We start from the raw sequence: 24,517 nt of genomic DNA, 5'->3' as shown, positions 1-24,517 counted from the left end.
GTAGAATGTTAATCGGAGGTGCGGTGTTGGAAAGGAAGATATACCTCAAGAAAATGGTGCTGGATAGAGCACTCGAACTGTATCTGAGCCGTTTGAAAGAAGCGGGCTTTTTTGAGCCGAAGACACAGAAAGTCAAAGTCGGCGAGGCGATCGACAGGGTTCTGGCCCGTGCCATTTTTGCACTCAGAAGTGTTCCTCATTACAACTCCGCCGCAGTGGATGGAATAGCAGTTCGGTCCTCTGACACGGTTCAAGCTTCAAAGCATGCACCGAAGAGACTCAACAGAGAGCAATTCATGATCGTCAACACGGGTCAGCCGATGCCCGAAGGTTTCGACGCGGTGATCATGATTGAGGACGTCCATTTCTTAGAGGATGGTTCGGTAGAAATCTTCGAACCTGTGCCGACCTTTCACAATGTCAGAACGATCGGTGAGGATGCCGTGGAGTACGACATGCTTTTCTGTAGATACCATCGGCTCACACCGCAGGATCTTGCATTGTTGCTGGCCGCCGGTGTGTTCGAGGTGGAGGTGCTGAAAAACCTCGAATGCGCAGTCGTACCCACGGGTGATGAGATCGTCGATCCTTCCAGTGAGCTGAAGGAAGGTTTCATACCTGAGACCAACTCCGTGCTCGTCAAGACTTTTCTCGAAAAGCTCGGCGTCGCTGTGAGGGTTCTCGATCCGGTCGGGGACGATCCAGAAAAGTTGGCATCGACTCTGCAAGGACTTTTGCCAGCGTATGATCTTGTTCTTTTCATTGGAGGTTCTTCGGCGGGGCGGAAAGATTTCGTCTATCGTGCGCTTGAAAAGCTCGGTGAAATTGTGGCGCACGGTCTCAGCATCAGACCCGGTAAGCCTACGGTCCTTGCCATCGTGGAGAAAAAGCCAGTCATCGGTCTTCCCGGTTTTCCAGCTTCGTGTTTCACCGTGCTCGAACGGGTGGTCAAACCTGTTGTGGAAGCTTGGTACCATCAGAGTGATTCAGCCGAGGATTTTCTGATAGCCGAGTGTGCCACGAGGATCTTCTCTTCCGCCGGTGACGATGAGTTCGTCAGGGTCGCTCTGGCGAAGGTGAAAGATCGTTACGTCTGCATTCCTCTCAAGAGGGGCGCTGCCACGATCTCTTCGTTGACAAAGATGGATGGTGTGCTCGTGGTACCCAGAGGTCAAGAAGTGATCGACGAAGGAGAGAAGGTTGAAGTTCGGTTGCTGGCCACAAAGAAACGAATAGACAACACTTTGCTCTTCGTCGGTAGCAACGATCCTCTCATCGATAGACTGAGCGATCTTTTGATCGAGCGCGGTGTGAGACTTTCGGTGGTGAACGTTGGTAGCCTTGGTGGTGTCAAGGCTATAGCGAAGTCTCATGCGCATCTTGCCGGCATTCACTTGTTCGACAGTGAGAGTGAAACGTACAACTTGCCTTTCTTAAAAAAGATGCTGAATGGTTTCGTCTTGGTGAAGTTTGCGAAGAGGCTCCAAGGACTCGTGGTTCAGAAGGGAAATCCAAAATCGATCAGGACACTTCAGGACCTTGTTAGAAAAGATGTGCGGTTTGTGAACAGGCAGAAGGCCTCCGGAACCAGGATCTTGCTGGACTACTACCTCTCAAAGCTTGGGATAGAACCGCGTCAGATAAATGGATACGAAAACGAGGAACTGACACATATGTCCGTCGCACTCAAGGTTAAGAGAGGCCTCGCAGATGCAGGTTTGGCCGTCGCGTACGTGGCGCAACTGATGGATCTGGACTTCGTACCTCTATGCTGGGAAGAATACGATCTTCTGATTCTGCCAGAGTTTCTTAACGATGAACGCTTTCAAACCATTTTCGATGTGATGACGTCGAGCGATTTCAGAAATGTTGTTTTTCAGTGCTCGGGATACGATATCTCCGATCTGGGAAAGATCGTCGAGGAGGATGAATCGAAATGAGGGTGGCCATTTTGGTGGTCAGCGACAGGGTGAGTCAGGGTGAGATGATCGATAAAAACGCACAGATCGTCAAAAAGCTCATGGGGCAGATCGGTGGAACGATCGAGGTTGAATCGATTGTCCCAGACGAGGTTGACTTGATAAAAAACGAGCTTCTCAAGCTGTGTGAAGCACAATTTGACGTGGTGATCACCTGCGGTGGCACTGGTGTATCTCCCAGGGATGTTACACCGGAGGCGACAATGAACGTGATCGAGAAAAGACTTTATGGAATGGAGATGGCGATGATGCTCGAAGCGATGAAACACACACCCACCGCCATGTTGTCACGAGCAGTTGTGGGGGTCAGGAAGGAGACACTGATCATCAATTTGCCGGGAAGTCCGAACGCGGTCGAACAGAATCTGAAGGCAATACTTCCAGCGATACCACACGGTCTGGAAAAAATCAAGGGTTCGACCAAAGATTGCCATCAAGAAGGTGAAACGCCTTGAAGTTTCTCAAACTGGCGAGTTTGGATCAGGTTTATTCTGAATACTTTCACAGAGTGAAACCGATCGATGAAACTCTGGAAGTTCCCACGTTGGAATCGCTCGGTTTTGTGTGTGCTGAAGACGTGCTCGCTTCGCAGAATCTTCCGGGTTTCGACAAATCCTTGGTGGACGGTTACGCTGTGAGGTCCAAAGACACGATTGGTGCGAGTACGAACTTTCCAGTCATGTTACGCGTTGCCTTCGAGGTGAAGGTGGGCGAAGAACCGAAAAGAGCGATCAACGAAAACGAAGCCGCTTGGGTTGCGACTGGGGCAATGTTGCCAGAGGGAGCGAACGCGGTGGTGATGGTAGAACACACGCAGAGGTTCGACGAGTACGTCGAGGTGATGAAGCCAGTAGCAGTCGGAGAAAACGTGCTTCGAATGGATGAAGATGTGAGAAAAAATGAGTTGGTGCTTGCGAAGGGTGAAAGGATCAAGCCAGGTCATCTTCAGTTGCTGCTTCAACTGGGTGTGGAGCGGTTGAAGGTGTTCAGACGAGCGAAAGTTGGCGTGATCTCCACAGGCGATGAGATCGTTGAACCTTTTGTGGAAAAAAAATCTCTCGTTCAGGTGCGGGACAGCAACGGCTATGGCCTCGTCGCGTGGCTAAGATCTTTGCATTTTGAGGCGAATCGTGTAGGTTTGTGCAGGGACGATGAAGATGAATTGTTCCGAACGCTCAGAAGTCGCTTTGACGAATACGACGTTTTGGTGGTCAGTGGTGGAAGTTCGATAGGCGCGAGAGATTTCACCGAAGCAGCTATCAACCGACTGGGAAAACCCGGCGTTCTTTTTCACGGAATCTTGATTCAGCCCGGAAAGCCCACGGTGCTGGCTATCGTGAACGGCAAACCCGTCGTTGGTCTTCCGGGGAATCCGGTCTCTTTCACGATCAGCGCCAAGTTCGTGCTCATACCGATCTTGAGGAAGCTGGAGAACGAAAAGGACTTTCTCTTCAAACCCTCTGGCATGGTGAAGCTGACGCGAAACGTGTACTCCAGACAGGGTAGAGAACAGTTCATCAGAGTGAAGCTTCTTGTGAGACACGGTCAGGTTTGGGCGGAACCTTTGGAGAGTGAGACCGCGCAGGTGTCCAATCTTGTGAAGGCGGAGGGCGTCATCAGGGTGCCCCCAGATGTTGAAGGTTTGTATGAAGGAGAGCTTGCAGAGTTCTACCCGCTATGGCTTGGATGGTGATCACACATGGTCAAACAGATCGTTGCGATGTTTTTGTTCTTCTTGGCCTACTACGTGATTCTCAGCAGGTCTCGGCGAACCTCGGTCAAGGTTTTCTTGCTGGGTCTAATCGCAGCCGTCTTGAAGCTATCGGAAGGTTTGACGACGGAAAATATATCCCGCGTGGTCGATTTCAACACCATAGGCCTCTTGCTTGGCATGATGATCATTGTCTCTGTTTTGAAGAGCACAGGTTTTTTCCAGATGGCTTCCGTTTATGCGGTACGTCTCGGTAGAGGAAATCTGAGAAGAACGGTGTCTATGCTTGCAGTCTTCATAGCGATACTTTCTGCGTTCCTGGACAATGTCACAACGCTCTTGATATTCGCACCGATTCTCTTTCTGGTCAGTGACGCAGCTGAAGTCGATCCGTCGAAGGTACTCGTGCTCGGCGTGATCGCGTCGAATGTCGGTGGGATGGCGACGATGATCGGTGACCCTCCGAACATCGTAATTGGCAACGCGAGTGGCCTTAGTTTCGCGAGCTTTATCGTTCATCTGGCACCGATGTCTTTCTTGATGTTGCTCATATCGCTTAGGATGCTTTCAAGTGTGGTTTCTGTTGATCGGGCGAGTGAAGCGGGGCTGAAAAGACTGGCTGCAACGAACCCGAGAGAGGCCATCACTGACAAAAAGTTGCTCTTGAGGACTGCGACGATCTTCGTAGCCACCATCTGTGCTTTCGCTTTTCACGAAGCGCTGGACATCGACATGGCTTTCATTGCTTTGCTTGGAGCGACCCTCAGTCTCATCGTCGCAAACAAGAGTTTCGAAGATGTGGCCAAGGAAATTGAGTGGGACACACTGTTTTTCTTCATGGGACTGTTTTCGCTCACGCACGTGATGCAGGAGCTTGGCCTTCTCAGCGGGTTCGCGAGTCTTATTTCGATGGTTCGTTCTCGCTCACTGCTACTCGTCGTCCTCGTCTGGCTTTCAGCTGTTATGGGTTCCCTGCTCAGCGCAGTGCCGACGACAGTCGTTTTGGTTCCAGTGGTAAAATACCTGATTGGGTTGGGCTACTCAACACATTTGTGGTGGGCTATAGCGCTCGGTGTGGGACTTGGAGCGAATCTGACGCCGATCGGCGCGGCTGTCAACATAGTGGGTATCTCTTTGCTGAAAAGATTCACGGGAAAGAGCGTATCGTTCAGAGAGTTCTTTCAAACATCTTTTGCCTGGGTCTTGACGGGCCTGATAATCGCCAGCCTCTACATGGTTGTGATGGCATTTGTAGGATGGTGATAGAGTCTTGGAGGATTTGCTCCGTGAATACGTGGAGTATCTGAAATACGTGCGCAGAGCTTCCGATCACACCATCATGGCATATGGGATCGACGTGTCGCAGTTTCTGAAGTCCTTAAAAGAAAGAAAACTGAGACTTGAAACTTTCAGTGTGAAGGACGCGGAGGACTATTTGAAGCACCTTTCGAAAAGCTTCGGCAAACCCTTGAGTGTTTCCACCTTGGCACGGAAGATATCCTCGCTCAGAAACTTCTTCGATTATTTGGTTCTGCGGAACTACGTGTCGAGCAATCCCTGGATGAAAGTGAAAGTACCAAGGCTCAGAAAAAGATCGCCGGATTTCTTGACGAAACAAGAGATGGAGAACATGCTGAGAGTTAGCGAGCAAAAGGAGAGGGATCATCTGGTCCTGTCCTTGCTATACTACTGTGGCCTGAGGGTCAGCGAGTTGTGCAATCTCAGAGTTTCGGACGTCTCCTTTTCACCTGCGTTCGTCAGGATCGAGATGGGCAAGGGAAGGAAAGACCGAATCGTTCCACTCAACAGCAGCCTTGCAAGCGAGCTGAGAGTGTACATAGAAAAATACAAAAAAGAGGCCGACGAATACCTTTTTGGAACTTCGTTGAGACTGCATCCAAGCACGGTGTTCAGGATCGTACGGAAATACGCAAAGTTGTGCAACATAAGGAAGAGGGTGCACCCGCACACCCTGCGTCATTCTTTCGCGACACACTTGTTGCAAAGAAGGGTGAACGTGAGAGTCGTTCAAGAGCTTTTGGGTCATGCGAATCTGTCAACCACGAGCACGTATCTGCATCTGCTGGATGAGGAAAAATTCGCGGCGGTCAACGCTTTGGTGGAGGAGGAATGAACGTTGTCTGGAAAGCTCACAGTGATTGTTGGACCGATGTACTCGGGGAAAACCACAGAGCTGCTCTCCTATCTGGAGATCTACAAGCTGGGTAAGAAGAAAACGCTGCTTTTCAAACCCGCTCTGGACGTTCGTTATGGCACTGACGTTGTCAAGACGCATTCTGGCCTCGAAGCACAAGCCGTGTCGGTTGAATTCTCTAAAGATATGCTCCCTCACCTTCAGGAGAAGATCGATGCAGTGTTCATCGACGAAGTCCAGTTCTTCGACAAGGACCTGATCAAGGTGGTCAGAAAGCTTCTGGACGAGAACGTCAACGTGTTCTGCGCAGGCCTCGACATGACCTTCAAGCAGAACCCCTTCGAAACGACCATGCTTTTACTCGCACTCGCGAACGAAGTTATCAAGAAGAGGGCTGTGTGTCACGTCTGTGGGGAGCACAACGCGACACTCACCTACAAGATATCAGATAACGATTCGGAGATCGATGTGGGTGGAAAGGAAAAATACATTGCAGTCTGCAGAGACTGCTACAACAAATTGGCGGGGAGTGGACATGGAGCAAGTTCTGGTGGTTCCGACGAAGATAATCGATGACCTGGTGAACGGCACCGATGGGATCTTCCCAATCGATTTGGAAAAGTTGAGAGATCTGATCGAAAAGAATGCGTTCTTCATCGACAGAGAAATCGCCGAGAACGACGAAACGCTCCACCAACTGATCCCTTACGTGTTGATGCGTCAACAGGGAAAGTTCCTCTTGCTCAGAAGAACGAAAAAACAGCAGGAAAGAAGACTCCATGGAAAGCTGTCTCTCGGTGTGGGAGGTCATATCAATTTAGGCGATGGTGACGCACCCTGGCGGGCTTTCTTGAAAGGCATGGAGAGAGAGATGCACGAAGAGGTCAACGTGGAAGTTCTTCAACTCTCCTACGTTGGCCTTCTGAACGACACGAGCAGCCCGGTGAGCAGAGTGCACGTCGGGCTGGTTTACCTGGCAGAGGTGAAGTTCCTGGGTCTGAACGAACCGGACATGTTTGATTTCTGGTTCATGGATCTGAAAGAGATAGAACAGCGAAGGGAAGAACTGGAAGGATGGTCGAAGTTGGCGCTGGATTTTCTGAAAAAGCTTATGCCAAATTGAACCTCTATCTCGACGTGGTCGGCAAACGTTCTGATGGTTACCACGACATAGTGGGTCTGTTCCAGACGATAGACATGTACGATGAACTGTTTTTCATTCAGACTGAAGACGTTGGCCAAATCGTTGTAGAATCGAATGTTCCCATCGAAGGTCAGAACCTCGTGGAAAGAGCCTTCAGAAAATTCAAGGAGTTTTACCCTGTCGATTTCGGACTCAAGGCGGTTCTGAAAAAGCGTATACCAATGGGATCGGGCCTGGGTGGTGCCAGTTCAGATGCTGCTGCCACGCTCAGGTTCCTTGCGCAAAGGTGTGGGATACCGCATTCGGACATTCTTGAGATCGCTGCGGAAGTGGGCTCGGATGTGCCTTTCTTTCTCATTGGTGGCACGGCGATCGTTGAAGGAAAAGGTGAGAAAGTCACGCCACTACCACAAATAAGTGGTTACACGGTCGATCTTTTCTGTCCGGGTGTGAGTGTGAGCACAGCGAAGGCTTACAGCATGCTGAAGGAAACGGACTTCAAAAAGGGACCAAGGCCGATCGAAAGACTGTATGAGGCCTACGTGAAACATGAGCATGAAGTGATCCTGCGTATGTCTTACAACGTCTTTCAAACCATAGTGTGTGAGGTCTATCCGGAAATCAAAACAGCTTTAGCTCAAGCGTGGAGTACTGATCCGATCGTTGCTCAGTTGACTGGCACAGGTTGCTGCGTCTTTGCATTGCGCGAACATTCGGGACTCTATAGTTTCTGTTGAAGCCCCATCAGTGCCGCACCGAGCGCGCCGGTCGTGACGGGATTTTTCGGGACGATGATCTCTACTTTGAGCAATTCTTCGAGAGCACGCTTCAGTCCCTCGTTGAGCGCCACGCCACCCGTGAGTACAACTGGTGGACGTCCTTTTACCCTTTCGTACATGGTCACGAGCCTTCTTGCAATTGCGTTGTGAGCAGCCCACAGAATCTCTTGCTTACTGTAGCCCTTGCTTCGTAGACAGATGATCTCGCTTTCGGCGAAAACCGCACAAACACTACTGATACTCAACTGAGTTTTCGCTTTCAGAGATTCTTTGCCCATGATCTGTAAAGGTGTTTCGAGTATCGAGGAAACGATCTCCAGAAACCTCCCAGTTCCAGCGGCGCACTTGTCGTTCATGACGAAGTCGACGATCTTGCCCTCTTCGATTCTCATCACCTTGCTGTCCTGACCACCGACGTCTATGATCGTTCTAACGTCTGGATACAAATGTTTCACTCCGACGGCGTGGCAAGTCAGTTCTGTGACTCTTGCGTGTGCGAAATCGATCGCGTCACGTCCGTAGCCCGTGGCAACTACAAAGCTCTCCTGCGGATCGAATTTCAGATGTTTCATAGCCTGAATCATCAACCGCTTTGCTGATTCTTTTGGATCTGCGCCCGTCCTGCACACCTGTTCGAATAAGATATCGCCGCGATTGTTCACAACCACTATCTTCGTGCTGGTAGAACCACTGTCGATCCCAACAAAGTGAAAGGCCTTGACGGAAACTCGTGGTCTGTCTTTTGTGTCCTCGAGAAGTGCCTCTATTCTGGTTCTGGCTTGTTCTAAGGCGTTGGTGAAATCGTTTTCGATCGTAACGAACGGAATTTTCAATTCTCTCAAGAGTCGCTCATCAAAATGGTAAAAATCACAGAACTTCGCCGTGTGCAAGACGATCGCTTCCGGTCTGAATCGTTCTATCAGCATCTTCAATTCCCTGGTTGAAGCGAACCTTCCGCAGGGAAGCCTCTTGTTCAAGATTCTTCTCGCGATGGATTCGAAGATGTCTCGAGCTGGTTCTGCCTCAAAGATCAAACTGTACGGCCCAGAACATGTCGCATTGAGTGCGAAACCTCCCGCCTTCTCCACGATCTCCACCAACTTGCTGTTCGCCCAAGAACCGAGCAACAAAACAGATTTACCTTTCCTGGCAACTGAACCTACCCACTCTTGGTTCGATAACTCTTCAAAGATCGTTTTCGCTTCGTTCAAATCTTTCTCGATGAGCCTTTCCAGATGGATCGACTTCTCAATGAACCACCTGTGCACTCTTTCAAGTTCGCTCAGAGGCACTTCGCTGTTGAAAACGGTTTTGAGAAACTCCCAGAGTCTCTTCAAATCTCTCGAAAGTGACAGCACGGCGAGTTCATCGTTCTTCACAGGTATGTGCAGATAGAACGATACGTTCTGGCTCAAGAAATCGTATGCCCGGCGCATCGAATCACACGAATCGGTCCAAACCAAAACGTCGGTGGGCTTCACGGAGCAAACAGCGCTCCTACAAAAAGAGCAGACGTTTGGATGGAGCTTCTGAAACTCAATCGAGATGGGTTCGATCCTTTTGAATGGAATTCTGAGTGCATGGAAGAACTCGAAGGGTACCAGAGGACAGTTGTAAACGATCATTCGATCATCTCCAGAAAGGCTTGGACTCTGGTTTTGAACTGCTCTGACGAACTGCTGGTGTGATCGACGCAGTCTCCGTCCAGAGAGAGAAAAGGAATTTTCAATTCGTCGAAGACACCCTTGATCAGCTCGATGGAGCCTGAGGACTGTTTACAACCGAATTGGTTGAAGTGTATCACCCCGTTGACTCTGAAATCTTTGGCCAGCTTCACCGCGAACTCTGCCCTCTTTCTGGCATCGTTGAGCAGGGGGTTGAGCAACAGCTTTTCAGCGATGCTCTTGAAACCACGTCGCACATCTATTCTCCAATCGAGCCAATCCCAGCAAAGTTCGCTCGCCACCACCGTGTGAGGACTGTCTTTGGAGAAGATCTCGTTGAGAACGTTGTCGTAGTAGGGGCTCAGATGCATCCAAAGGATTCTCTTAGCATCGTCGCTCGTTTCTGCTTTCAGATCCCTTTCGAGAGCTCTAACGGCTTTCAGCAGGTGAAAATCTGGTCTGACATGGATCGTGTACAACAGATTCACATGCTGATAAAGATGCATCTTGATCGGTTTTTCACACAGCTTTGGATAGAGTTCTCTCAGCGCTTCGAAGATCTCTGACTCGATCTTCATCTGTTCTTCGAACTTCTTCCAATCGAACCGCCTGTTCAACTGGTTTTCAAGTTCGTAAACGGCTTGTTCAAGCTGTTGGGAAACGTAATCAACGTTGAATTCATCCAGATTTCTTGGAACATCCAGAACGATGAGCTTTAGTCCGTACAGCGATGCGATCGTTCTGAAAATCGGTACGTTTCCATCGCACAGCATGTTTGTTACCGCAACAGCTCTCACGTTTTTCATCATGTTCAACAGGTTCAAACCCAACCCAGCCCTGTGGAAAGAACAAGTGTTCTTCGAAACACCGATCGACTCGGCACGCGCGAGTGCGAAGTCTTCCAAATGCATGGCCGCAAGCATTCCTGACAATCCCTCTGCCGAAACGCTCTTCAAAGCAAAACCAGCCATGATCTCACTCGGAAAGAACAGATTCACCAAAGCGACCTCTTCACCGCTGAATGCCGACGCAACGATGGAAAGTGCCGCAAAGTCCACCCAGCTTGAAAAGTCATTTCTGGTGGTTGCGACCACCTTGCGTCTCGTGTTTTCGAGCTTCAATCCCAAAGTGAGCAGATTTAGTGCCACCGTTGGTTTGTTCCAGAAGAATCTGACGAACTTGCCGTACGCGACACTTTTCTTACTCATATCATGGACAACCGAACAGAAGATCTTTGAACGAAACTCCGTTAGCCAGCTTTTCAACCTGGAAGATGTCGGCCACGGTTTGACCGAAATCAGCGAAAGATTCCCTAATGCCGAGGTTCACGTTTCGACAGACTTTTTCACCACACACCAGGATGGGCACTCTCTCCCTCGAGTGATCCGTCGAGGGCGTTGTGGGATCGCACCCGTGGTCCGCGGTTATGAAGAGCACATCGTCGTGTTCCATTGAGTCCCAGATCTCGGGCAACCTCGCATCGAACTCTTCGAGTGCTTTCGCATAGCCTTTCACATCGTTTCTGTGACCGTATTTCATGTCGTAATCGACCAGGTTGGTGAAGATCATGCAATCTTCTCTTTTGTTCCTCATCACCCAGATTGTTTTATCAACCCCGTCCATGTTGTCCTCGGTTTTGAAACTCTCAGTTATGCCCCTCCCTGCGTAAAGATCGTAAATCTTACCCACTGCGTACACTGCGATCCCGCTGTCCGTCAAGATGTCCAGAAGCGTTCGACCTTCCGGTGGCAGTGAGTAATCGTGTCTTCGAGGCGTACGCACGTAGTTGGGCCACTCACCCGTGAAGGGCCTTGCGATGACCCTTGCCACTTTGAACCCCATTTCGTCGAGCAACCCTCTCGCGATCTCACAGTATCTGTAGAGCTCTTCAACTGGGACGATTTCTTCCTTTGCTGCAATCTGAAAGACGCTGTCTGCAGAGGTGTACACGATCAAAGCACCCGTTCTTTCATGTTCCAAACCGAGTTCTTTGATGATCTCAGTACCGGACGCAGGCTTGTTGCCCAGCACCTTTCTATTCGTCCTTCGTTCGAACTCTTCTATCAGCTCTTTTGGAAAACCGTTCGGGAAAAGGTCGAACGGTTTTTTGAGCACGATACCCGCAAGCTCCCAATGTCCGGTGGTTGAATCCTTTCCTGGGCTCTTTTCCATCATGATGCCGTAAGCACCGATTGCATCCATCTTGGGCACACCCATGATCTCGTCCAGATTACCCAAACCCATCTTGGCCAGGTTTGGCAGGTTCAGCCCGCCGACGGCCCTCGCCGTGTTGACTAAAGTGTTGCTCCCCTCGTCTCCATAGAGGTGGGCATCAGGAAGTTCTCCTATACCGACGCTGTCGAGAACGATCGCAATAACCCTCATCTCCAGATCCTCCTCACGCGTACGCTTTTCTCGCGCGGCAGCAGTAGTGTTAGCAACACAACGCCGAGACAGAACCAGACGATCAAATCACCGTAGCGTGTGTAAAACGTCTCGTTCTTTTTCGGAAGAAGCTCTATTTCCATGGAATCGTACCTCTTCACGGGCAGGGTCTTGACGATCCTTCCGTAAGGATCCACCGCTCCCGTCACGCCAGCGTTGGAGACCTGAATCACCTGACGTCTCGTCTCCACCGCTCTGAAAACGGATTTCGAAAAATGCTGAATCAGGGCGGTGTTGTAATCGAACCATCCGTCGTTCGTACAAACTATGAGAACTTCCGCACCTTTTTTCGCAAGTTGGCGCGACGGCTCGCTGAAGTAAGACTCGAAGCATATCTGAATTCCGAGTGTGGGATATTCTTCAATCTTCAAAGGAAAGAAGCCTTCGCCGGGTTGAAGATAGACCAGTCCCCGCAGGAATTTGAACACAGAAAAGATCCTTTCGTACGGCAACATTTCTACGAAAGGAAAGAGTTTCACCTTCGAATACACCCGTCGCACACCCGATTCATCCGCGAGAAAGATGCTGTTTTTCGTCCCACTGTCTGTTGATATCGCTCCGAGGAGAATCTTGATGTTTCTTCTCTCTGTCAATTCTCGGAGCAATTCTCCAATTTCGTTGTTCCTTGGATCGGTGAAAAACACGTCCTCGGGAAGGATTATCAGCCCGTTCGAATGTTGTTCCAGATGTTCTACGAGTTTCGAATAAAGATCTATCGAGGAAGAAGAGTATTTTTCCTCCGGTCTGACGTAAGTTTGCAGAGCAACGAGTTTCGTTTCACCCTTCGCTGGAAATGGTAAGGCACGTTCTACCGTGTACGATATGAGCACGATCGCAAGAACGACGAAGGCTATCTTTTCGATGGATCTGGAACTCTTCTTCATCATAGTGTAGAGCAGCCTGTTCGTCAAAACGATCAAAAACGTCAGACCGTAGGAACCTATCAACGGGGCAAGTTGAAGCAATCCAACATCTTTGTAAAGTGCGTCTGCGAGTGTTCCTCCCGTGAAACCCATCTCACCGATACCCCTGAGAAAGTCCATCAGAGTGTAGAGTGACGCCACAAACAGAGCGTCCAGCCATGGACGGTTTCTGATCGAGTTTTTTCCGATCGAGTACAGCAGACCAAACAGTGCGAACGGCAGCGCTTCAATCGTGAGCATGAGTAAGAAAACGAAGAAACCCAGCCAGCCTGGAAACCTTGAAAAAGTCCTCGGCAAATTCTTCACCAGTACGGGCAAGACCCAGTACAAATTGATCGCGCTGAAGAAGTAGAAGTACAGAAAACCGTAAAGAGTGCTTGTGAGAACGTTCTTTTCTTCCAAAGCGATGAAAAGAAAGATCAAGCTGAACCAAACGAGGAAGCCAAAGAGAAAGCCTGGCATGGAGAGAGCCGTGACAACACTCGAAAGGACGAGAAAGAGAAAACTCATTCTTCAACACGCTCCCGAAGTACGAGTTTTTCCAAAGCTTTAGCGACACCGGACTCGTCGTTGCTGTCGGTAACGTGTGTGGCGATCCTCTTGATCTCGTCGGGTGCGTTCATCATAGCCACGGAGGTTCCCACCATGCGCATGATCGACGCATCGTTGAGGTTGTCTCCTACGTACATGACCTCTTCCGGCGTGACGGCATACATTTCGAGGAAGAATTCGAGCGCCCTTTCCTTTCCAACACCGGGTCCAAAGATCTCAACGAACGCTTCTGTATCTCTCTTCTGGTTCTCCACGACCGTGTAACCATTTTTCAGTTTTGCAGACGCTTCCTCGATCACGCGATTTACGTTCTCAATCTTCCCAACGAGCGCAACCTCTACGACGCTTTTCCTTTTGCTCAGTTCTTTGCTCAGATCTTCAACCATCCTGATGCGGTGCGAGTTCAACTGGAAGTATCTTTCAAAGGCACCCACGTATGGTCCCTCGACGAGCATGTCCTTCTCAAAAAAGAATGACTCATAGACCACTGGATAAACTGAATTCTCTCGCGCCTCCTCTACGAAATGTCTCGCCAAACCGGATTCAAGTTCGATGTTCCGAAAGACCTTCATGCTCACCGGATCGATTATCAGCGCACCGTTTTGAAAGACTACCGGTATTTTGATGCCAAGCTCCCTCACATAATGTGCGGCGGAGCCGAAGCTTCTACCTGTGAAGATCGTCACGTGCACGCCCAACTCGACCACACGCCTGATGGCCTCAATGTTATGCTGTGAGATGCGCTTCTCGCTGTCCAAGAGCGTTCCATCCAGGTCTATGCACACGAGTTTGATCAAGAAGATCACCTTTCAAAGTATAACAAAAAGAGGGAGCCTTCGCTCCCTCTGGTGCCGAGGGCGGGACTTGAACCCGCACGGGCCGAAACCCACATGGCCCTCAACCATGCGTGTCTGCCAATTCCACCACCTCGGCAGACCCTATAAAATTTTACCACGTGCCCGTTCGAGCTGTCAATCCACACACAGCGATCCCTTACCCAAGCTCTTAGCTTTGTACAGTCGCCGGTCTGCAACGTCTATCAGAGATCGAAGATCGTTTCCGTCGGTTGGGAATTCTGAGAGCCCCATCGAGGCGCTCAAATTCAAGGTCAGGTTCTCAAGGTGAAGCGGTTTCTTCAACACTTCTTGAAGCCTTTGAGCTATTTTCAAACCGGTTTCTCTGTCGGCGTTTGGAACGATCACAAGCATTTCATCACCACCGAAACGCACCAAGATGGTGTCTTTTCTGGCATTGTTGCTGAGTCTCCGTGCGAACTCTTTGAGCACTTCATCACCGACGCTGTGACCGTATCTGTCGTTTATCTCTTTGAAACCATCCACATCGAGCATGATCACACAGAATTTCTCACCGAGTACGTGTTGATCACTCAAAATTACGTCAAGAACGTTCCTGTTGGCCAAACCGGTGAGCGGATCGGTCTCTGCGCTGAACCTCCAGAATTCAATCTGTTTCACCTGATGTGTCGTCTCCACAAAAAGCAACACAGTTTCCACGACACGTTCACCACTGAACAGGGGCACGGCGTGTACGTCGAACCACTTCTTCTCTTGCCCCAACGCGATCTCCAGCGCTTTGACCAAGCCTTTCTTGGTCTTTCTCACCTCGTTCAAGGTTTCTTCGATCACTTGTGAGATCTTCTCTTTCAGCGCAGGTGAACTTTCAGCTTCTCGCACGAACGTCTCCTCAAAGGACTGGTTCATGAAAATGATCTGCGAATCTTTCAAGACAGCCACAGGTTGCGGGATCGAACTGAGAATGGTTTTCAGCCTTTCTCCTTCCTGCAAATGCAACGTCAAAAGTCTTTCCCTCTCTTTGTACTGACGATTCAACAAAACCAGCAAGAACGCAACGATGGCCGAATACATAGTCATCAAAAGGATCGCCACAGACTGAAACTCTCGCGCGATCTTTTTCGACTGTTCCATCAAAGTTTCACTGTAAAGACCGGTTCCGATTATCCATCCCCAAGGTTCGAAGACTCTGATTGCAGAGAATTTCTTTTCGACCTTCTTTTCACCGTAAAGATACCAATCGTACTCTACAAACTTCTTGCCTTCCTTTGCACCCTCAACGATGGTTCGAATCGCACTGGTGAAGACCGCATCGTCAGACATGAAAGCGTTCTGCCCTTCCAGGTCTGAACGGTACGGATGAACCAGGAGTACTCCATCCAGATTCAGCACGAAGAAATAGTCCTTCCCCTCAGGACCGTAGAAGAGGCTTTTCAGATGTCTCATAGCGTTTTGTTTAGCGGTCGATTCGTCTTCTAAACCTTGCACGAAATTAGAATAGTGAATGTTCACCATGGAGATGGCCAGATCCAGCTGATGGGTCAAGCTGTTCATGTGATAGTTCAGTAGAGTTTTCTGCAATCTTGGAAACATGAACACGATCCAGTAGAATATCAATGTGAAAAAAGCCATGAGAACAACCAACAATATGAATAAAACGCCGGTGATTTTGCGTCTCATCTCAATCGCTCCCAAGATGGGGTCTCGAGAAAATTATACAACTGTTATTGTGTTGGAGTGATCCGAATGCGCCTTCTTGGTGTAGATGTTGGTGGGACGAAGATGCACATCTTGATCGTGGACGAACTGGGCAACGTGATCGTTTTTGAAGAAGGTCCCGGAGCTAACTATCAAGGAGTTGGTGTTGAGAAAGCATACCAGACTCTGAAACGATTGATTGAGAAAGCTTTGAAAAGTGCCTCTTTGAGCCTTGATGAGTTGGATGCGGCTTTCTTTGGTGTTGCTGGTGCCGACTTCGAGTATGAAAACAGAATAGTTCGGTCCATACTGGAGCGACTCGGACTGAAGAGATACGCTTTCGACAACGATGGTAGAATCGCCCTCAGATCTGGAACTTTTGACGACGTTGGCATCATGATAAGCTGTGGTACAGGAGGCATCAACTATGCGTGCGACGGGAAAAGGATGGAAAGGATCGGAGGTTTTTCGTCCTTCTTTGGCGAGCGCCTGGGCTCTTACATCATCGCGGGGAAAGTGGCTTCCGCGATCGTGAGGGCGAAGGATGGCAGGTCCGAAAACACCGTGATGGTTGAAATGTTCGAATCACAAATTGCCTCAAAGATTGAAGATATCATGCATTATGAATACGAAGGTGACTATGAAAAAATGAGAGACTACGCTGTTCTGTTGATAAGAACACTCTATTCTGCTGCACGTGATCACGACTTCGTTGCTTTGAAGATACTGTGCGAGATTGTCGATGAGGTTGTCCGCATCGTCGAAGCGTTCAGAAAGAAGTTGAACTTCACACCTCCCATAAAACTCGTGCTCGAAGGAAGCTTCTTCAAGAACGCAGATCCGATACTCTTGAACATGATCTGTAGTGCACTGGGGAGAGATTATCGCTTGATCGTTCCAAAACATCCGCCCGTCGTTGGTGCGGTGCTCTTGGCCAGTGAGTTGGTGGGTTGCAGTTTCACCGATCGTGCGATTGAAAAATTGATAGGTTTCTGGGGGGATCAAACATGAAGATCGCGGTCATCGGGGCTGGAAGCAGTTACACGCCGGAACTGATCTCTGGTCTTTTGGACGTTTCCGAGCAGATCGATTTGCGAGAAGTCTGGATGCACGATATCGATGAGAGAAAACTTCAGATTATGTATGGTTTCTGTCAGAGATTGGTGAAGAACCGTTTCAAGTTGTTCGAAACGAAGGATTTCGTCGAGGCCGTCAGAGAATCGAGTTACGTGGTCTTCCAGTTCAGACCGGGTGGATTGAAGGCGCGCAAGTTGGACGAGGAGATCCCACTCAAGTACGGTTTGATTGGTCAAGAAACAACCGGCGTTGGTGGATTTGCAGCCGCGTTGAGGGCATTCCCCATAATGGAGAGGTACGTCGACTCTGTGGACAAGCACAGCGAAGCGATCGTGATCAACTTCACGAACCCGTCTGGTCATGTGACCGAGTTTGTCCTGAACTATCTCGGTTTCGAGCGATTCATCGGGCTGTGCAACGTACCGATCAATTTTCTCAATCATCTCGCGAGTCTTCTTTCCTGCGAGATGGAAGAAATTTTTGTCAAGTACTATGGTCTGAACCACTTGAGCTTCGTTGAAAGGATCTGGATGAACAACGAAGATGTTACGGAAAAGGTCTTTCAAATGCTTTCCAAGTTCGAAAGTCCCGAGCTTCCAAGTTGGTTGATCCTCTCTGCGAAGCTTCTGATGAACCCGTACCTTCGCTACTACGTCTCGACACAACAAATGTTCAAGAAGATTTACGAAGAGGGCACGCGTGCAGAGAAGGTTATCGAGATCGAAGAACGGCTTTTCAGGAAATATGAAACGGAGAACGAGATACCTGCAGAACTTTCACAAAGAGGTGGAAGCCTCTATTCTACCGCTGCGGCGAGGTTGATAAGAGATCTAACACTCTCGAACAACTCCGTGCACATCGTCAACACGAGAAACATGGGTGCGATCGCTAACTTGCCGGACGATTACGTGCTGGAAGTGCCGTGCTTGACAAAAGCCAATAGAGTTTTGCCCATCACCGAGGGCAGTGCCGATCCGTTCGCCGTTGGCTTAATCCACACCGTCAAGATGTACGAAAGACTCACCATCGAGGCCTATTTGAAAAAGTCAAAGGCTACGGCGATCAAGGCGTTACTTTTGCACCCTCTCGGTCCCAGATCGCACAACGTGAGAGAACTTCTGGAAGAGATATGCCAGGCAAACAGGGAGTACTTCGAGCTTCTTTGAAAAGGAGTGCTGTCCTTGCTCCAAATCACTGGAGGCTTTTTGAAAGGCAGGAAAGTGCAGCCTGTGCCGGATCCAAGAACACGCTACACGAGCTCCATGGTGCGCCAGGCACTCTTCAGCATGGTAGATGTGACCGATAAAAGCTTTTTAGAACTGTTCTGTGGCAGCGCAGTGGTCTCGCTCGAAGCCATCAGCAGGGGTGCAAGGAAGGCCGTCGCAGTAGACGTTTCGAAACTCGCCACCAAGGTTGCAAGACAGAACGCAGAGAAACTGGGGGTGCAGTTGACCGTTCTGTGCGTGGACTACAGAAGGTTCTTGGAGAAGAACTCAGAAAGCTTCGATGTAGCTTTCATCGATCCTCCGTACGAACTTGGCTTCGTGAATGAAGCGGTAAGACTGCTCAGTGAAAAGAAGGTTGCCGAAACGATCGTCGTGGAAAAATCGAAGAGAGAAAAGATCATCGTCCCCACAGAACTCGAAGTTCTGAAAGAGAGAAGTTACGGTGACAGTGATCTCGTCATTCTGAGACGTCGACCTGTTTAGGCCTGAGAAAGTATGGCAACTCACCTGGTTTGAGGTTCAATCTTACCCTCACGTCCGAGGGTGTCGCGTTCACCATGTCGAAACAGAGCTCGCCGATCTTCACACCCCAGATCCCCGTTTCTTCGTAAAAACTGATTGGCTTTTTCGATCTGTAGACCACGTTGGTGCCATCATTTGCAACCCTTTTCAACACGTAATCTCCTTGTTCCATTTCCACCCTGTACCACACTTTTTTCTCCTTGCCATCGACCTTCTCCCAAAAACTCATCGCGGAGGAGCTCACCTGTGCGGTGCTGATCGATTTGAACCAAAAATCGTACCTGAGAAAATCGATCGCCATCATCAGATCGATGTCTTCTTCCAACCGTTTCGTGATCTGAAAGAAATGCGTGATCACCGTGCTCAGACACATACCCGCGATGGCAATGAAACACAGAGAAACGAACAAATAGATGAGTAACTGAACCGTGATGAAACTCACACGCCCCTGCCGTAAAGAAATTCGTAGATTTCTGTGTTCAACACGGCACATCCCGCAGCACCTCTGATGGTATTGTGAACCAGCGCGACGAATCTCAAAGCACGCTCCGAGACCTTCACTAACCTTCCAACGCTCACCGTCATGCCGCCACCCAGATCTCTGTGGAGCCGTGGTTGTGGGGCATCTTTATCTGGTAGGTACACAACAGGGTTGTCTGGGGCCGTGAAAAGCTTGTAATCCTTCAGAGGGTTGAAATTATCTATGGCTCTTATCAGTTCGTCCAGATCCACCTTTTCACTCGTCTCGACGTAAGCACTGATCATGTGACCGTCTTGGACGGGCACCCTGTTGCATTGAGCGACGACGTCGAACGTCGCAAGATCGACGCCATCTTCCGTCAATCTTCCAAGGATCTTCTTTGGCTCACTGCACATCTTTTCTTCTTCGTTCTTTATGTAGGGTATCACGTTGTCAAGTATATCGAGCGATGCCACACCAGGATAACCTGCACCTGAGACAGCCTGCATGGTCACAACGTTCACGAACTCGATTCCAAAAAGGTCCATGATGGGTTTGAGTGCCATCACCAGACCAATGGTGGAACAGTTTGGATTCGTGATCAACCTGCCCAAAGTTTCCTGACGCTCAACAAGTTTGATGTGATCCAGGTTCACTTCAGGAACCAACAGTGGCACATCCTGGTCCATTCTGTGACTCGCCGCGTTCGAAAACACGATGTAACCTTGTTCTACCAGACGCGTTTCTATGGGTCCAGCCACATCGGAAGGCAAGGCGGAGAAGATGTAATCACACTCGAAGGTTGAGTCCATGCCAACGATCTTCATGTCGCGCACGTCTTCAGGAATCTCACAGGGAAGATGCCAGTGAACCGCTTCTGCATATTTCTTTCCAGCGGACGCTTCAGATGCAGCAAGTGCGACCACCTCGAAGAAGGGATGGTTTGCCAGCAACTGTACGAAGCGCTGTCCCACCGTACCCGTCGCACCCAGGATCACGACTCTCCTCTTCTTCATCCTCCACACCCCTCACACTTGTTTTGAATACAAAAGTTGCAACATTGCTTTGGTCGCCTTAGCCCTACCCATGGTGAAGACGTGAATCCCTGGAGCACCTGCTGCGAGCAGATCTTCCGCGAGTTTTGCGGCGAACCTCACACCGATTCTGAACTCTTCTTCACTGCTGCTGGCCTGATGCATCTGCGATACGAAGCTTGCCGGTATGGTCACGAAAAACTTTTTGGGAATCGAATAAATGCTCTTCAAATTCACTACAGGTTTCACGCCCGGAATGATGGGAACATGGATGCCAAAACTTCTGGCCATCTGGACAAATCTTTTGTAGATCTCCACATCGAACACCATCTGCGTCACAACGTAGTGAGCTCCGGCGTCAATTTTTCTTTTCAGGTTCATCAAATCCTCTTCCATGTTGGGTGCCTCGAAGTGTTTTTCCGGATAACCCGCAACGCCGATGCAGAAATCCGTTGGCTCGCTTCCCTCGGTGGGATAAAGGTAAACACCCCTGTTCAGGTTTGCGATGTGCTGAACCAGTTCAACGGCGTGCCTGTAAGAGCTTCTATCCTGTTGCTCGCTCAAAGGATTTTCGTACTCCCCCCTCACCACGAACACGTTCCTTATGCCGATCAAATGCAAGTCTATCAGTAAATCCTCAATCTGGTACTTGTCCATCCCGTAACAGATCACGTGCGGCACAACATCTATTCTGTAGCGGTGCATGAGTGCGGCAGCCAAACCCACCGTGCCTGGTCGTTTCACCTTCGTAACCTTGACGATCTGGCCATCAGATTCAACGTAGGCCAGCTCTGGTGCGTGTCTGGTCACGTTGATGAAACTTATCGGAAACTCCATCAGCTGATCGATCGTTCTGAAGATTTCCTCGACACCATGGCCCCTGCTTGGTGGTAGTACCTCTATCGACAAAATCGGTCCTTCCTTCAACTTATCGATGAGTTTCATCGCCATCACCATCCAACAGGACGATCTCGAACTGTCCTCTCACACCGAGCATATCTTCAAAGATCACCACTACACCCAGCACGTCTTCGTTGATCGCGGTCCTGAGCAAATCTTCGACGTCGTTCTTGTTCTTGACCATGTTACAGTAAGCTGTGGCGAATGCGTCGGCGATCGTTGCGTTCCTGCAGACCACAGTAACGGCGTCAGCGTTGCCGAAGCTCAAAGAGTGCCCCAACTTTGCCGAGGAAGTGCACACACCCCAAGTTCCCGATGGCAACTTCAACGCGATCTTGTTGGAAAGTGGAGAGTTTCCAGCGTAGATGAGCGAAGTTATCGGTCTCTCACAGTTGATGAAGATATCTCCCCCATTCTCCACCACAACTTCGTTACACTTGAACTCTTTCAACAGAAGCTGGCCAACCTCATCGGCGATGGCTCCTGCCACCGCCGCTGTAGGGCCAACGTTGGCACGATTTGCGGCCTGTGCCATTTTCAAAGCGATCTTCGGTCCTTCGAACAGCTGCACGGGCTCCAGCGATGAGAAGAACTGCGGCGCAACCTTCGCCAGTTCGTACAGTTCACAGTGGAGTTTCTCAACCAGTTCGAGCACCATGTCTGGCATGGTGGAATCGAACCTGTCCACACCAATCCAAAGGTCTGTCTCTCTGTACTGAACAGTGAAGGATTGAAACCTGCCTTCAGAACATTCCCTGTAAAACTTTTTCATAGTGGTGGCAATTTCACCCCGACAGGGCACACATCGTTACACAGACCACACTCTGTGCACAGCTCTTTTTCGAAAGAGAGTTCGTCGTTCACCAACTTCAGCGCATCGTACGGACACACACTCACACACATGCCGCAGTTCACACACGTTGGTTCTTCCATGTCGAATTTTTCGGCTTCTTTCACTTCCTCGAGCCCTTTCAGGCTGCGATGCTCATCGAACAACTTCGCAGGAACGGTAAGCGTGAATCGAGCTTCGGCGATCCATTTTTTCAGAAGCTGCGCAATCTCTCTCGCCATCGCAAGACTCGAGATCGGAGAGGTCTTCACCTTCTTGCCCTCTATCTCAATCCAGCCGGACCTCAGCTCCGCATAATTCGTCAATCTGATGACAGGTCTTCCGGCTTTACCGTAATCTCTGAGCTCCGTTGTTATTTCTTCGTTCGATCTGCTCACATAATAAGCGATCTCTTCGTTCAGCACAGGAATGGGCACACCTATCCCGATGAAGATCGTCACTCCGTAGTTTTTGAAGTAAGCGGCTCTCAAATATCGCGGATTCATCTTTTTCGCATCACCAATGACTGCCAGCGTTCTTGCGGCAGAAATGGGTATACCGTGCTCGTTCAACTTTACATCGTTTCTAAACTGTGTACCGGGCCAGACGATGTAACCTTCCGTGCCACAGAGGAATATCTTCGTTCCGAGACCGATCGTGAACATCTTTGGATCCTTCAGCAAAGGACTGAGCTCTCCAGATGTGGAATAGGTCACGTTGCCAAAACGTGGGAGCAGCTTGCCCATGTAAGTGTAGATAGTTCTGTCAGAACTGTTCGTCGCCGCCGCATAATTCTGGTAAGCATTCCTCGGGTTGAACATGAAGAAGTCGTTCACCATGTCTCTGTTTATGAAACCTTCGAACTGCTTTCTGGGATAACAATCTGTCCCCTTTCCTTCGGCCTTGAACCTCAAATTTTTCCCTTTGATCAAAAGTTCTATGATGTGCGCGCCTCCGAAACTCTTGTCGTGCTTCGACTCCTGTGTCGCGCCGATGTAACCATCCACCGCTGCTAAGCCACCGTAGACCTCCACGCCTTCGATCTCTATCTTCTCCATCCTCATCGGGGGCCTCGTGTGACCGAAGTTCACAAACGCACCGCTTGAACACATCGGAGCAAAGGTGGCTGTCGTCACCACATCGACCTTTTCAGCCACTCTCTTGACGCCCTCTTCCTTTGCGAGCTTCACGACCTCTTCCGCGGTGAGCACCACCGCTTCGCCACTCAGGATTCTCTTGTTGATCTCTTCAACGCTCTTCATTCTCTTTCATCTCCAAAAAATTCTTCGTGGATGGCCCTCAAGGCCCTGTCTCGGTCCTCAAGGTTTACGATGAAGTAGACTGTTACCTCTGAAGCGCCAGCGGAGATCATCAGCACGTTGATCTTTTCCTTTGAAACGGCCGTGAAAATCCTCGCCGCAATGCCGTGTCTCTGAAGGATACCGTTCCCAACGGCCGCGATCAGCGAGATGTTGGTCTTGAAATCGATCTGTTCGACTTCAGCAATCTTGATTCTTGAAACGATTTTTTGAGATTTTTCCAGATCCTGACGAGAGATGAGCACGTTTATACTCGTCTGAGCCGTGATCACTGATTTTATGTTCACGTTCTCTGCACCGAAGGTGGAGGCTATCTGTCCGAGCAGGCCGGGCACACGACCCACGTTAGAACCTTTGAACTGTATGACGGCGATGTCGTCGGTGAAGGAGATACTTTTCACCACGTCTTTTGTCATCGAACCGTTCGCTGTTATTATCGTGTCAGGCTCATCGATGCTTTTGAAGTTGTTTATGTTGAATATGTAAAGTGGTATGCCCTTCTTTCTGAGAGGTTCAACGGTCGCGTGGTGTAGTATCTTCGCTCCGAAATAAGAAAGCTCCGCAGCTTCATCGTAGGAGAGAGATCGTACGGGTTTGACGTTGTTCACGTGTTTCGGATCACAGGTCATGAAACCCGAAACATCCTTGTACAGATCGACACGCTCTGCGTCCAGACAATACGCAAGACAGGTTGCGGTGTAGTCGCTACCACCACGGCCCAGTATCGTGACTCTTCCCTCATGAAGGCCATAAAAACCCGGAACCACGTAGTTTTTTCCCCGCTCGAAGAACGAAATCGCGTTCTTGCGGCTTGTCTCCAATTCGACAGTTGCATTGCCAAATCTTCCGTCCGTCACGAGCCCAAACAGCTCTGGAAGAGCTTCTTCACAGTTAAATCCATGATCTTGCAGAAACTTGGTTAGCATCAGCGAGGAACATCGTTCTCCGTGACTCACGATACGGTCCTGGACTTGCACGGGAACTTCTCCTAAGAGTTTCGCACCGAGAAGCACGTTCTTGATTTCGAAAACCCTTTCTTTCAGTTGTTCATCATCTCTGCCAAGAAAAGAACGATAACGTTCGTAAAGAGACGTCAAGAATTCGTCGACGTTCAGTCGATCAATCTTAGCAACGGCGTCTATTAACTGGTTCGTTACATTGTAAGCGGCGGAGATCACGATGATCAAACTCTTGTTGTACATCTTGTACATCCTCACGACTTCTAAGATCTTCAAAAGGTCTTCTTTGTTCTTCAAGTTCGAACCACCGAACTTGACAACGAACACGC

The 24,517-nt window shown here is 49.6% G+C and carries 23 protein-coding genes and 1 tRNA gene; 11 read left to right on the top strand and 13 right to left on the bottom strand.

The features are described from left to right. Positions 1 to 26 precede the first annotated feature (26 nt). From AJ81_RS01750 to ispE, 8 genes are read left to right on the top strand one after another with little or no spacing between them, the layout of a single operon-like run. Positions 27 to 1,940 (top strand): molybdopterin biosynthesis protein, encoded by a 1,914-nt coding sequence (locus AJ81_RS01750; protein WP_031503516.1) that lies wholly within the window; start codon positions 27 to 29, stop codon positions 1,938 to 1,940. After that, entirely contained in the window at positions 1,937 to 2,434 is a 498-nt protein-coding gene (locus tag AJ81_RS01745; protein WP_031503513.1) for a MogA/MoaB family molybdenum cofactor biosynthesis protein, read from the top strand. The genes AJ81_RS01750 and AJ81_RS01745 overlap by 4 nt, the downstream gene beginning before the upstream one ends. After that, positions 2,431 to 3,672: a molybdopterin molybdotransferase MoeA gene (locus AJ81_RS01740; protein WP_031503511.1), complete on the top strand. Its 1,242-nt coding sequence runs from the start codon at positions 2,431 to 2,433 to the stop codon at positions 3,670 to 3,672. Before AJ81_RS01745 ends, AJ81_RS01740 begins: the two co-directional genes overlap by 4 nt. A gap of 6 nt (positions 3,673 to 3,678) precedes the next feature. Next, the gene (locus tag AJ81_RS01735; protein ID WP_031503509.1) at positions 3,679 to 4,953 is read left to right on the top strand and encodes an SLC13 family permease; all 1,275 of its coding nucleotides are present in this window, start codon (positions 3,679 to 3,681) and stop codon (positions 4,951 to 4,953) included. Between the two features lie 7 nt (positions 4,954 to 4,960). Beyond that, on the top strand, positions 4,961 to 5,824 hold the full coding sequence (gene xerA, locus AJ81_RS01730; RefSeq protein ID WP_031503507.1) for a site-specific tyrosine recombinase/integron integrase: 864 nt from the start codon (positions 4,961 to 4,963) through the stop codon (positions 5,822 to 5,824). A 3-nt stretch (positions 5,825 to 5,827) separates the two neighbouring features. Beyond that, a complete protein-coding gene (locus AJ81_RS01725) occupies positions 5,828 to 6,421 on the top strand; it encodes a thymidine kinase (protein WP_051368823.1) in 594 nt (197 codons plus the stop codon). Beyond that, positions 6,381 to 6,968, top strand: a complete 588-nt coding sequence (locus tag AJ81_RS01720; protein WP_031503502.1) for an NUDIX domain-containing protein — start codon at positions 6,381 to 6,383, stop codon at positions 6,966 to 6,968. The genes AJ81_RS01725 and AJ81_RS01720 overlap by 41 nt, the downstream gene beginning before the upstream one ends. Continuing rightward, complete coding sequence (gene ispE, locus AJ81_RS01715; protein WP_031503500.1) at positions 6,920 to 7,726, top strand: 4-(cytidine 5'-diphospho)-2-C-methyl-D-erythritol kinase; 807 nt, start codon at positions 6,920 to 6,922, stop codon at positions 7,724 to 7,726. The genes AJ81_RS01720 and ispE overlap by 49 nt, the downstream gene beginning before the upstream one ends. Here the strand turns inward: ispE and AJ81_RS01710 are convergent. From AJ81_RS01710 to AJ81_RS01680, 7 genes are all read right to left on the bottom strand, one after another. After that, the gene (locus tag AJ81_RS01710; RefSeq protein WP_031503499.1) at positions 7,711 to 9,393 is read right to left on the bottom strand and encodes an acyl-CoA dehydratase activase; all 1,683 of its coding nucleotides are present in this window, start codon (positions 9,391 to 9,393) and stop codon (positions 7,711 to 7,713) included. The two genes, ispE and AJ81_RS01710, sit on opposite strands and share 16 nt — an antisense overlap. Further along, the gene (locus AJ81_RS01705) at positions 9,390 to 10,640 is read right to left on the bottom strand and encodes a 2-hydroxyacyl-CoA dehydratase subunit D (RefSeq protein WP_031503497.1); all 1,251 of its coding nucleotides are present in this window, start codon (positions 10,638 to 10,640) and stop codon (positions 9,390 to 9,392) included. Before AJ81_RS01705 ends, AJ81_RS01710 begins: the two co-directional genes overlap by 4 nt. Before the next feature lies 1 nt (position 10,641). Beyond that, the gene (locus AJ81_RS01700) at positions 10,642 to 11,817 is read right to left on the bottom strand and encodes a phosphopentomutase (RefSeq protein WP_031503495.1); all 1,176 of its coding nucleotides are present in this window, start codon (positions 11,815 to 11,817) and stop codon (positions 10,642 to 10,644) included. Continuing rightward, complete coding sequence (gene lnt / locus AJ81_RS01695) at positions 11,814 to 13,310, bottom strand: apolipoprotein N-acyltransferase (protein ID WP_038059650.1); 1,497 nt, start codon at positions 13,308 to 13,310, stop codon at positions 11,814 to 11,816. The genes AJ81_RS01700 and lnt overlap by 4 nt, the downstream gene beginning before the upstream one ends. Beyond that, complete coding sequence (locus AJ81_RS01690; RefSeq protein WP_231845408.1) at positions 13,307 to 14,158, bottom strand: Cof-type HAD-IIB family hydrolase; 852 nt, start codon at positions 14,156 to 14,158, stop codon at positions 13,307 to 13,309. Before AJ81_RS01690 ends, lnt begins: the two co-directional genes overlap by 4 nt. A 40-nt stretch (positions 14,159 to 14,198) precedes the next feature. Beyond that, positions 14,199 to 14,285: transfer RNA gene (locus AJ81_RS01685), tRNA-Leu, on the bottom strand. Positions 14,286 to 14,323: 38 nt separating this feature from the next. Further along, entirely contained in the window at positions 14,324 to 15,844 is a 1,521-nt protein-coding gene (locus AJ81_RS01680) for a diguanylate cyclase (RefSeq protein WP_031503489.1), read from the bottom strand. A 66-nt stretch (positions 15,845 to 15,910) separates the two neighbouring features. On the opposite strand from AJ81_RS01680, the gene AJ81_RS01675 reads away from it, so the two are divergent. From AJ81_RS01675 to AJ81_RS01665, 3 genes are read left to right on the top strand one after another with little or no spacing between them, the layout of a single operon-like run. Beyond that, the gene (locus tag AJ81_RS01675; protein WP_031503485.1) at positions 15,911 to 16,873 is read left to right on the top strand and encodes a BadF/BadG/BcrA/BcrD ATPase family protein; all 963 of its coding nucleotides are present in this window, start codon (positions 15,911 to 15,913) and stop codon (positions 16,871 to 16,873) included. Beyond that, the gene (locus AJ81_RS01670) at positions 16,870 to 18,105 is read left to right on the top strand and encodes a 6-phospho-beta-glucosidase (RefSeq protein WP_031503483.1); all 1,236 of its coding nucleotides are present in this window, start codon (positions 16,870 to 16,872) and stop codon (positions 18,103 to 18,105) included. The genes AJ81_RS01675 and AJ81_RS01670 overlap by 4 nt, the downstream gene beginning before the upstream one ends. A 6-nt stretch (positions 18,106 to 18,111) precedes the next feature. Further along, complete coding sequence (locus AJ81_RS01665; RefSeq protein WP_051368825.1) at positions 18,112 to 18,648, top strand: RsmD family RNA methyltransferase; 537 nt, start codon at positions 18,112 to 18,114, stop codon at positions 18,646 to 18,648. Here the strand turns inward: AJ81_RS01665 and AJ81_RS01660 are convergent. The 6 genes from AJ81_RS01660 to AJ81_RS01635 are packed head-to-tail and all read right to left on the bottom strand — an operon-like array spanning position 18,623 to position 24,515. Next, the gene (locus AJ81_RS01660; protein WP_031503480.1) at positions 18,623 to 19,129 is read right to left on the bottom strand and encodes a hypothetical protein; all 507 of its coding nucleotides are present in this window, start codon (positions 19,127 to 19,129) and stop codon (positions 18,623 to 18,625) included. The genes AJ81_RS01665 and AJ81_RS01660 overlap by 26 nt on opposite strands. Then, a complete protein-coding gene (gene asd, locus AJ81_RS01655) occupies positions 19,126 to 20,163 on the bottom strand; it encodes an aspartate-semialdehyde dehydrogenase (protein ID WP_031503478.1) in 1,038 nt (345 codons plus the stop codon). Before asd ends, AJ81_RS01660 begins: the two co-directional genes overlap by 4 nt. Positions 20,164 to 20,175: 12 nt before the next feature. After that, on the bottom strand, positions 20,176 to 21,126 hold the full coding sequence (locus AJ81_RS01650; protein WP_031503477.1) for a methylenetetrahydrofolate reductase: 951 nt from the start codon (positions 21,124 to 21,126) through the stop codon (positions 20,176 to 20,178). Then, entirely contained in the window at positions 21,110 to 21,853 is a 744-nt protein-coding gene (locus AJ81_RS01645; RefSeq protein ID WP_038059649.1) for a UPF0280 family protein, read from the bottom strand. Before AJ81_RS01645 ends, AJ81_RS01650 begins: the two co-directional genes overlap by 17 nt. Beyond that, the gene (locus AJ81_RS01640; protein WP_031503472.1) at positions 21,850 to 23,172 is read right to left on the bottom strand and encodes a homocysteine biosynthesis protein; all 1,323 of its coding nucleotides are present in this window, start codon (positions 23,170 to 23,172) and stop codon (positions 21,850 to 21,852) included. The genes AJ81_RS01645 and AJ81_RS01640 overlap by 4 nt, the downstream gene beginning before the upstream one ends. Next, positions 23,169 to 24,515, bottom strand: coding sequence for an aspartate kinase (locus AJ81_RS01635; protein ID WP_231845498.1), 1,347 nt, complete (start codon positions 24,513 to 24,515; stop codon positions 23,169 to 23,171). The genes AJ81_RS01640 and AJ81_RS01635 overlap by 4 nt, the downstream gene beginning before the upstream one ends. Between the last annotated feature and the right edge of the window lie 2 nt (positions 24,516 to 24,517).

Origin of the sequence: Pseudothermotoga hypogea DSM 11164 = NBRC 106472 (assembly GCF_000816145.1) — a bacterium.
Lineage (GTDB): Bacteria > Thermotogota > Thermotogae > Thermotogales > DSM-5069 > Pseudothermotoga_A > Pseudothermotoga_A hypogea.
The sequence above is the reverse complement of the archived record's forward strand: the minus strand, read 5'-3'. Positions and strand labels throughout refer to the sequence as shown.

Bases quoted from the DNA above. Each gene is read 5' to 3' on its own strand.
- AJ81_RS01710 (WP_031503499.1), bottom strand. From the start codon at position 9,393: ATGATCGTTTACAACTGTCCTCTGGTACCCTTCGAGTTCTTCCATGCA.
- AJ81_RS01720 (WP_031503502.1), top strand. From the start codon at position 6,381: ATGGAGCAAGTTCTGGTGGTTCCGACGAAGATAATCGATGACCTGGTG.
- AJ81_RS01700 (WP_031503495.1), bottom strand. From the start codon at position 11,817: ATGAGGGTTATTGCGATCGTTCTCGACAGCGTCGGTATAGGAGAACTT.
- AJ81_RS01705 (WP_031503497.1), bottom strand. From the start codon at position 10,640: ATGAGTAAGAAAAGTGTCGCGTACGGCAAGTTCGTCAGATTCTTCTGG.
- AJ81_RS01670 (WP_031503483.1), top strand. From the start codon at position 16,870: ATGAAGATCGCGGTCATCGGGGCTGGAAGCAGTTACACGCCGGAACTG.
- lnt (WP_038059650.1), bottom strand. From the start codon at position 13,310: ATGAGTTTTCTCTTTCTCGTCCTTTCGAGTGTTGTCACGGCTCTCTCC.
- AJ81_RS01640 (WP_031503472.1), bottom strand. From the start codon at position 23,172: ATGAAGAGCGTTGAAGAGATCAACAAGAGAATCCTGAGTGGCGAAGCG.
- AJ81_RS01745 (WP_031503513.1), top strand. From the start codon at position 1,937: ATGAGGGTGGCCATTTTGGTGGTCAGCGACAGGGTGAGTCAGGGTGAG.
- AJ81_RS01675 (WP_031503485.1), top strand. From the start codon at position 15,911: ATGCGCCTTCTTGGTGTAGATGTTGGTGGGACGAAGATGCACATCTTG.
- ispE (WP_031503500.1), top strand. From the start codon at position 6,920: ATGGTCGAAGTTGGCGCTGGATTTTCTGAAAAAGCTTATGCCAAATTG.
- AJ81_RS01735 (WP_031503509.1), top strand. From the start codon at position 3,679: ATGGTCAAACAGATCGTTGCGATGTTTTTGTTCTTCTTGGCCTACTAC.
- asd (WP_031503478.1), bottom strand. From the start codon at position 20,163: ATGAAGAAGAGGAGAGTCGTGATCCTGGGTGCGACGGGTACGGTGGGA.
- AJ81_RS01645 (WP_038059649.1), bottom strand. From the start codon at position 21,853: ATGAAAAAGTTTTACAGGGAATGTTCTGAAGGCAGGTTTCAATCCTTC.
- AJ81_RS01650 (WP_031503477.1), bottom strand. From the start codon at position 21,126: ATGAAACTCATCGATAAGTTGAAGGAAGGACCGATTTTGTCGATAGAG.
- AJ81_RS01680 (WP_031503489.1), bottom strand. From the start codon at position 15,844: ATGAGACGCAAAATCACCGGCGTTTTATTCATATTGTTGGTTGTTCTC.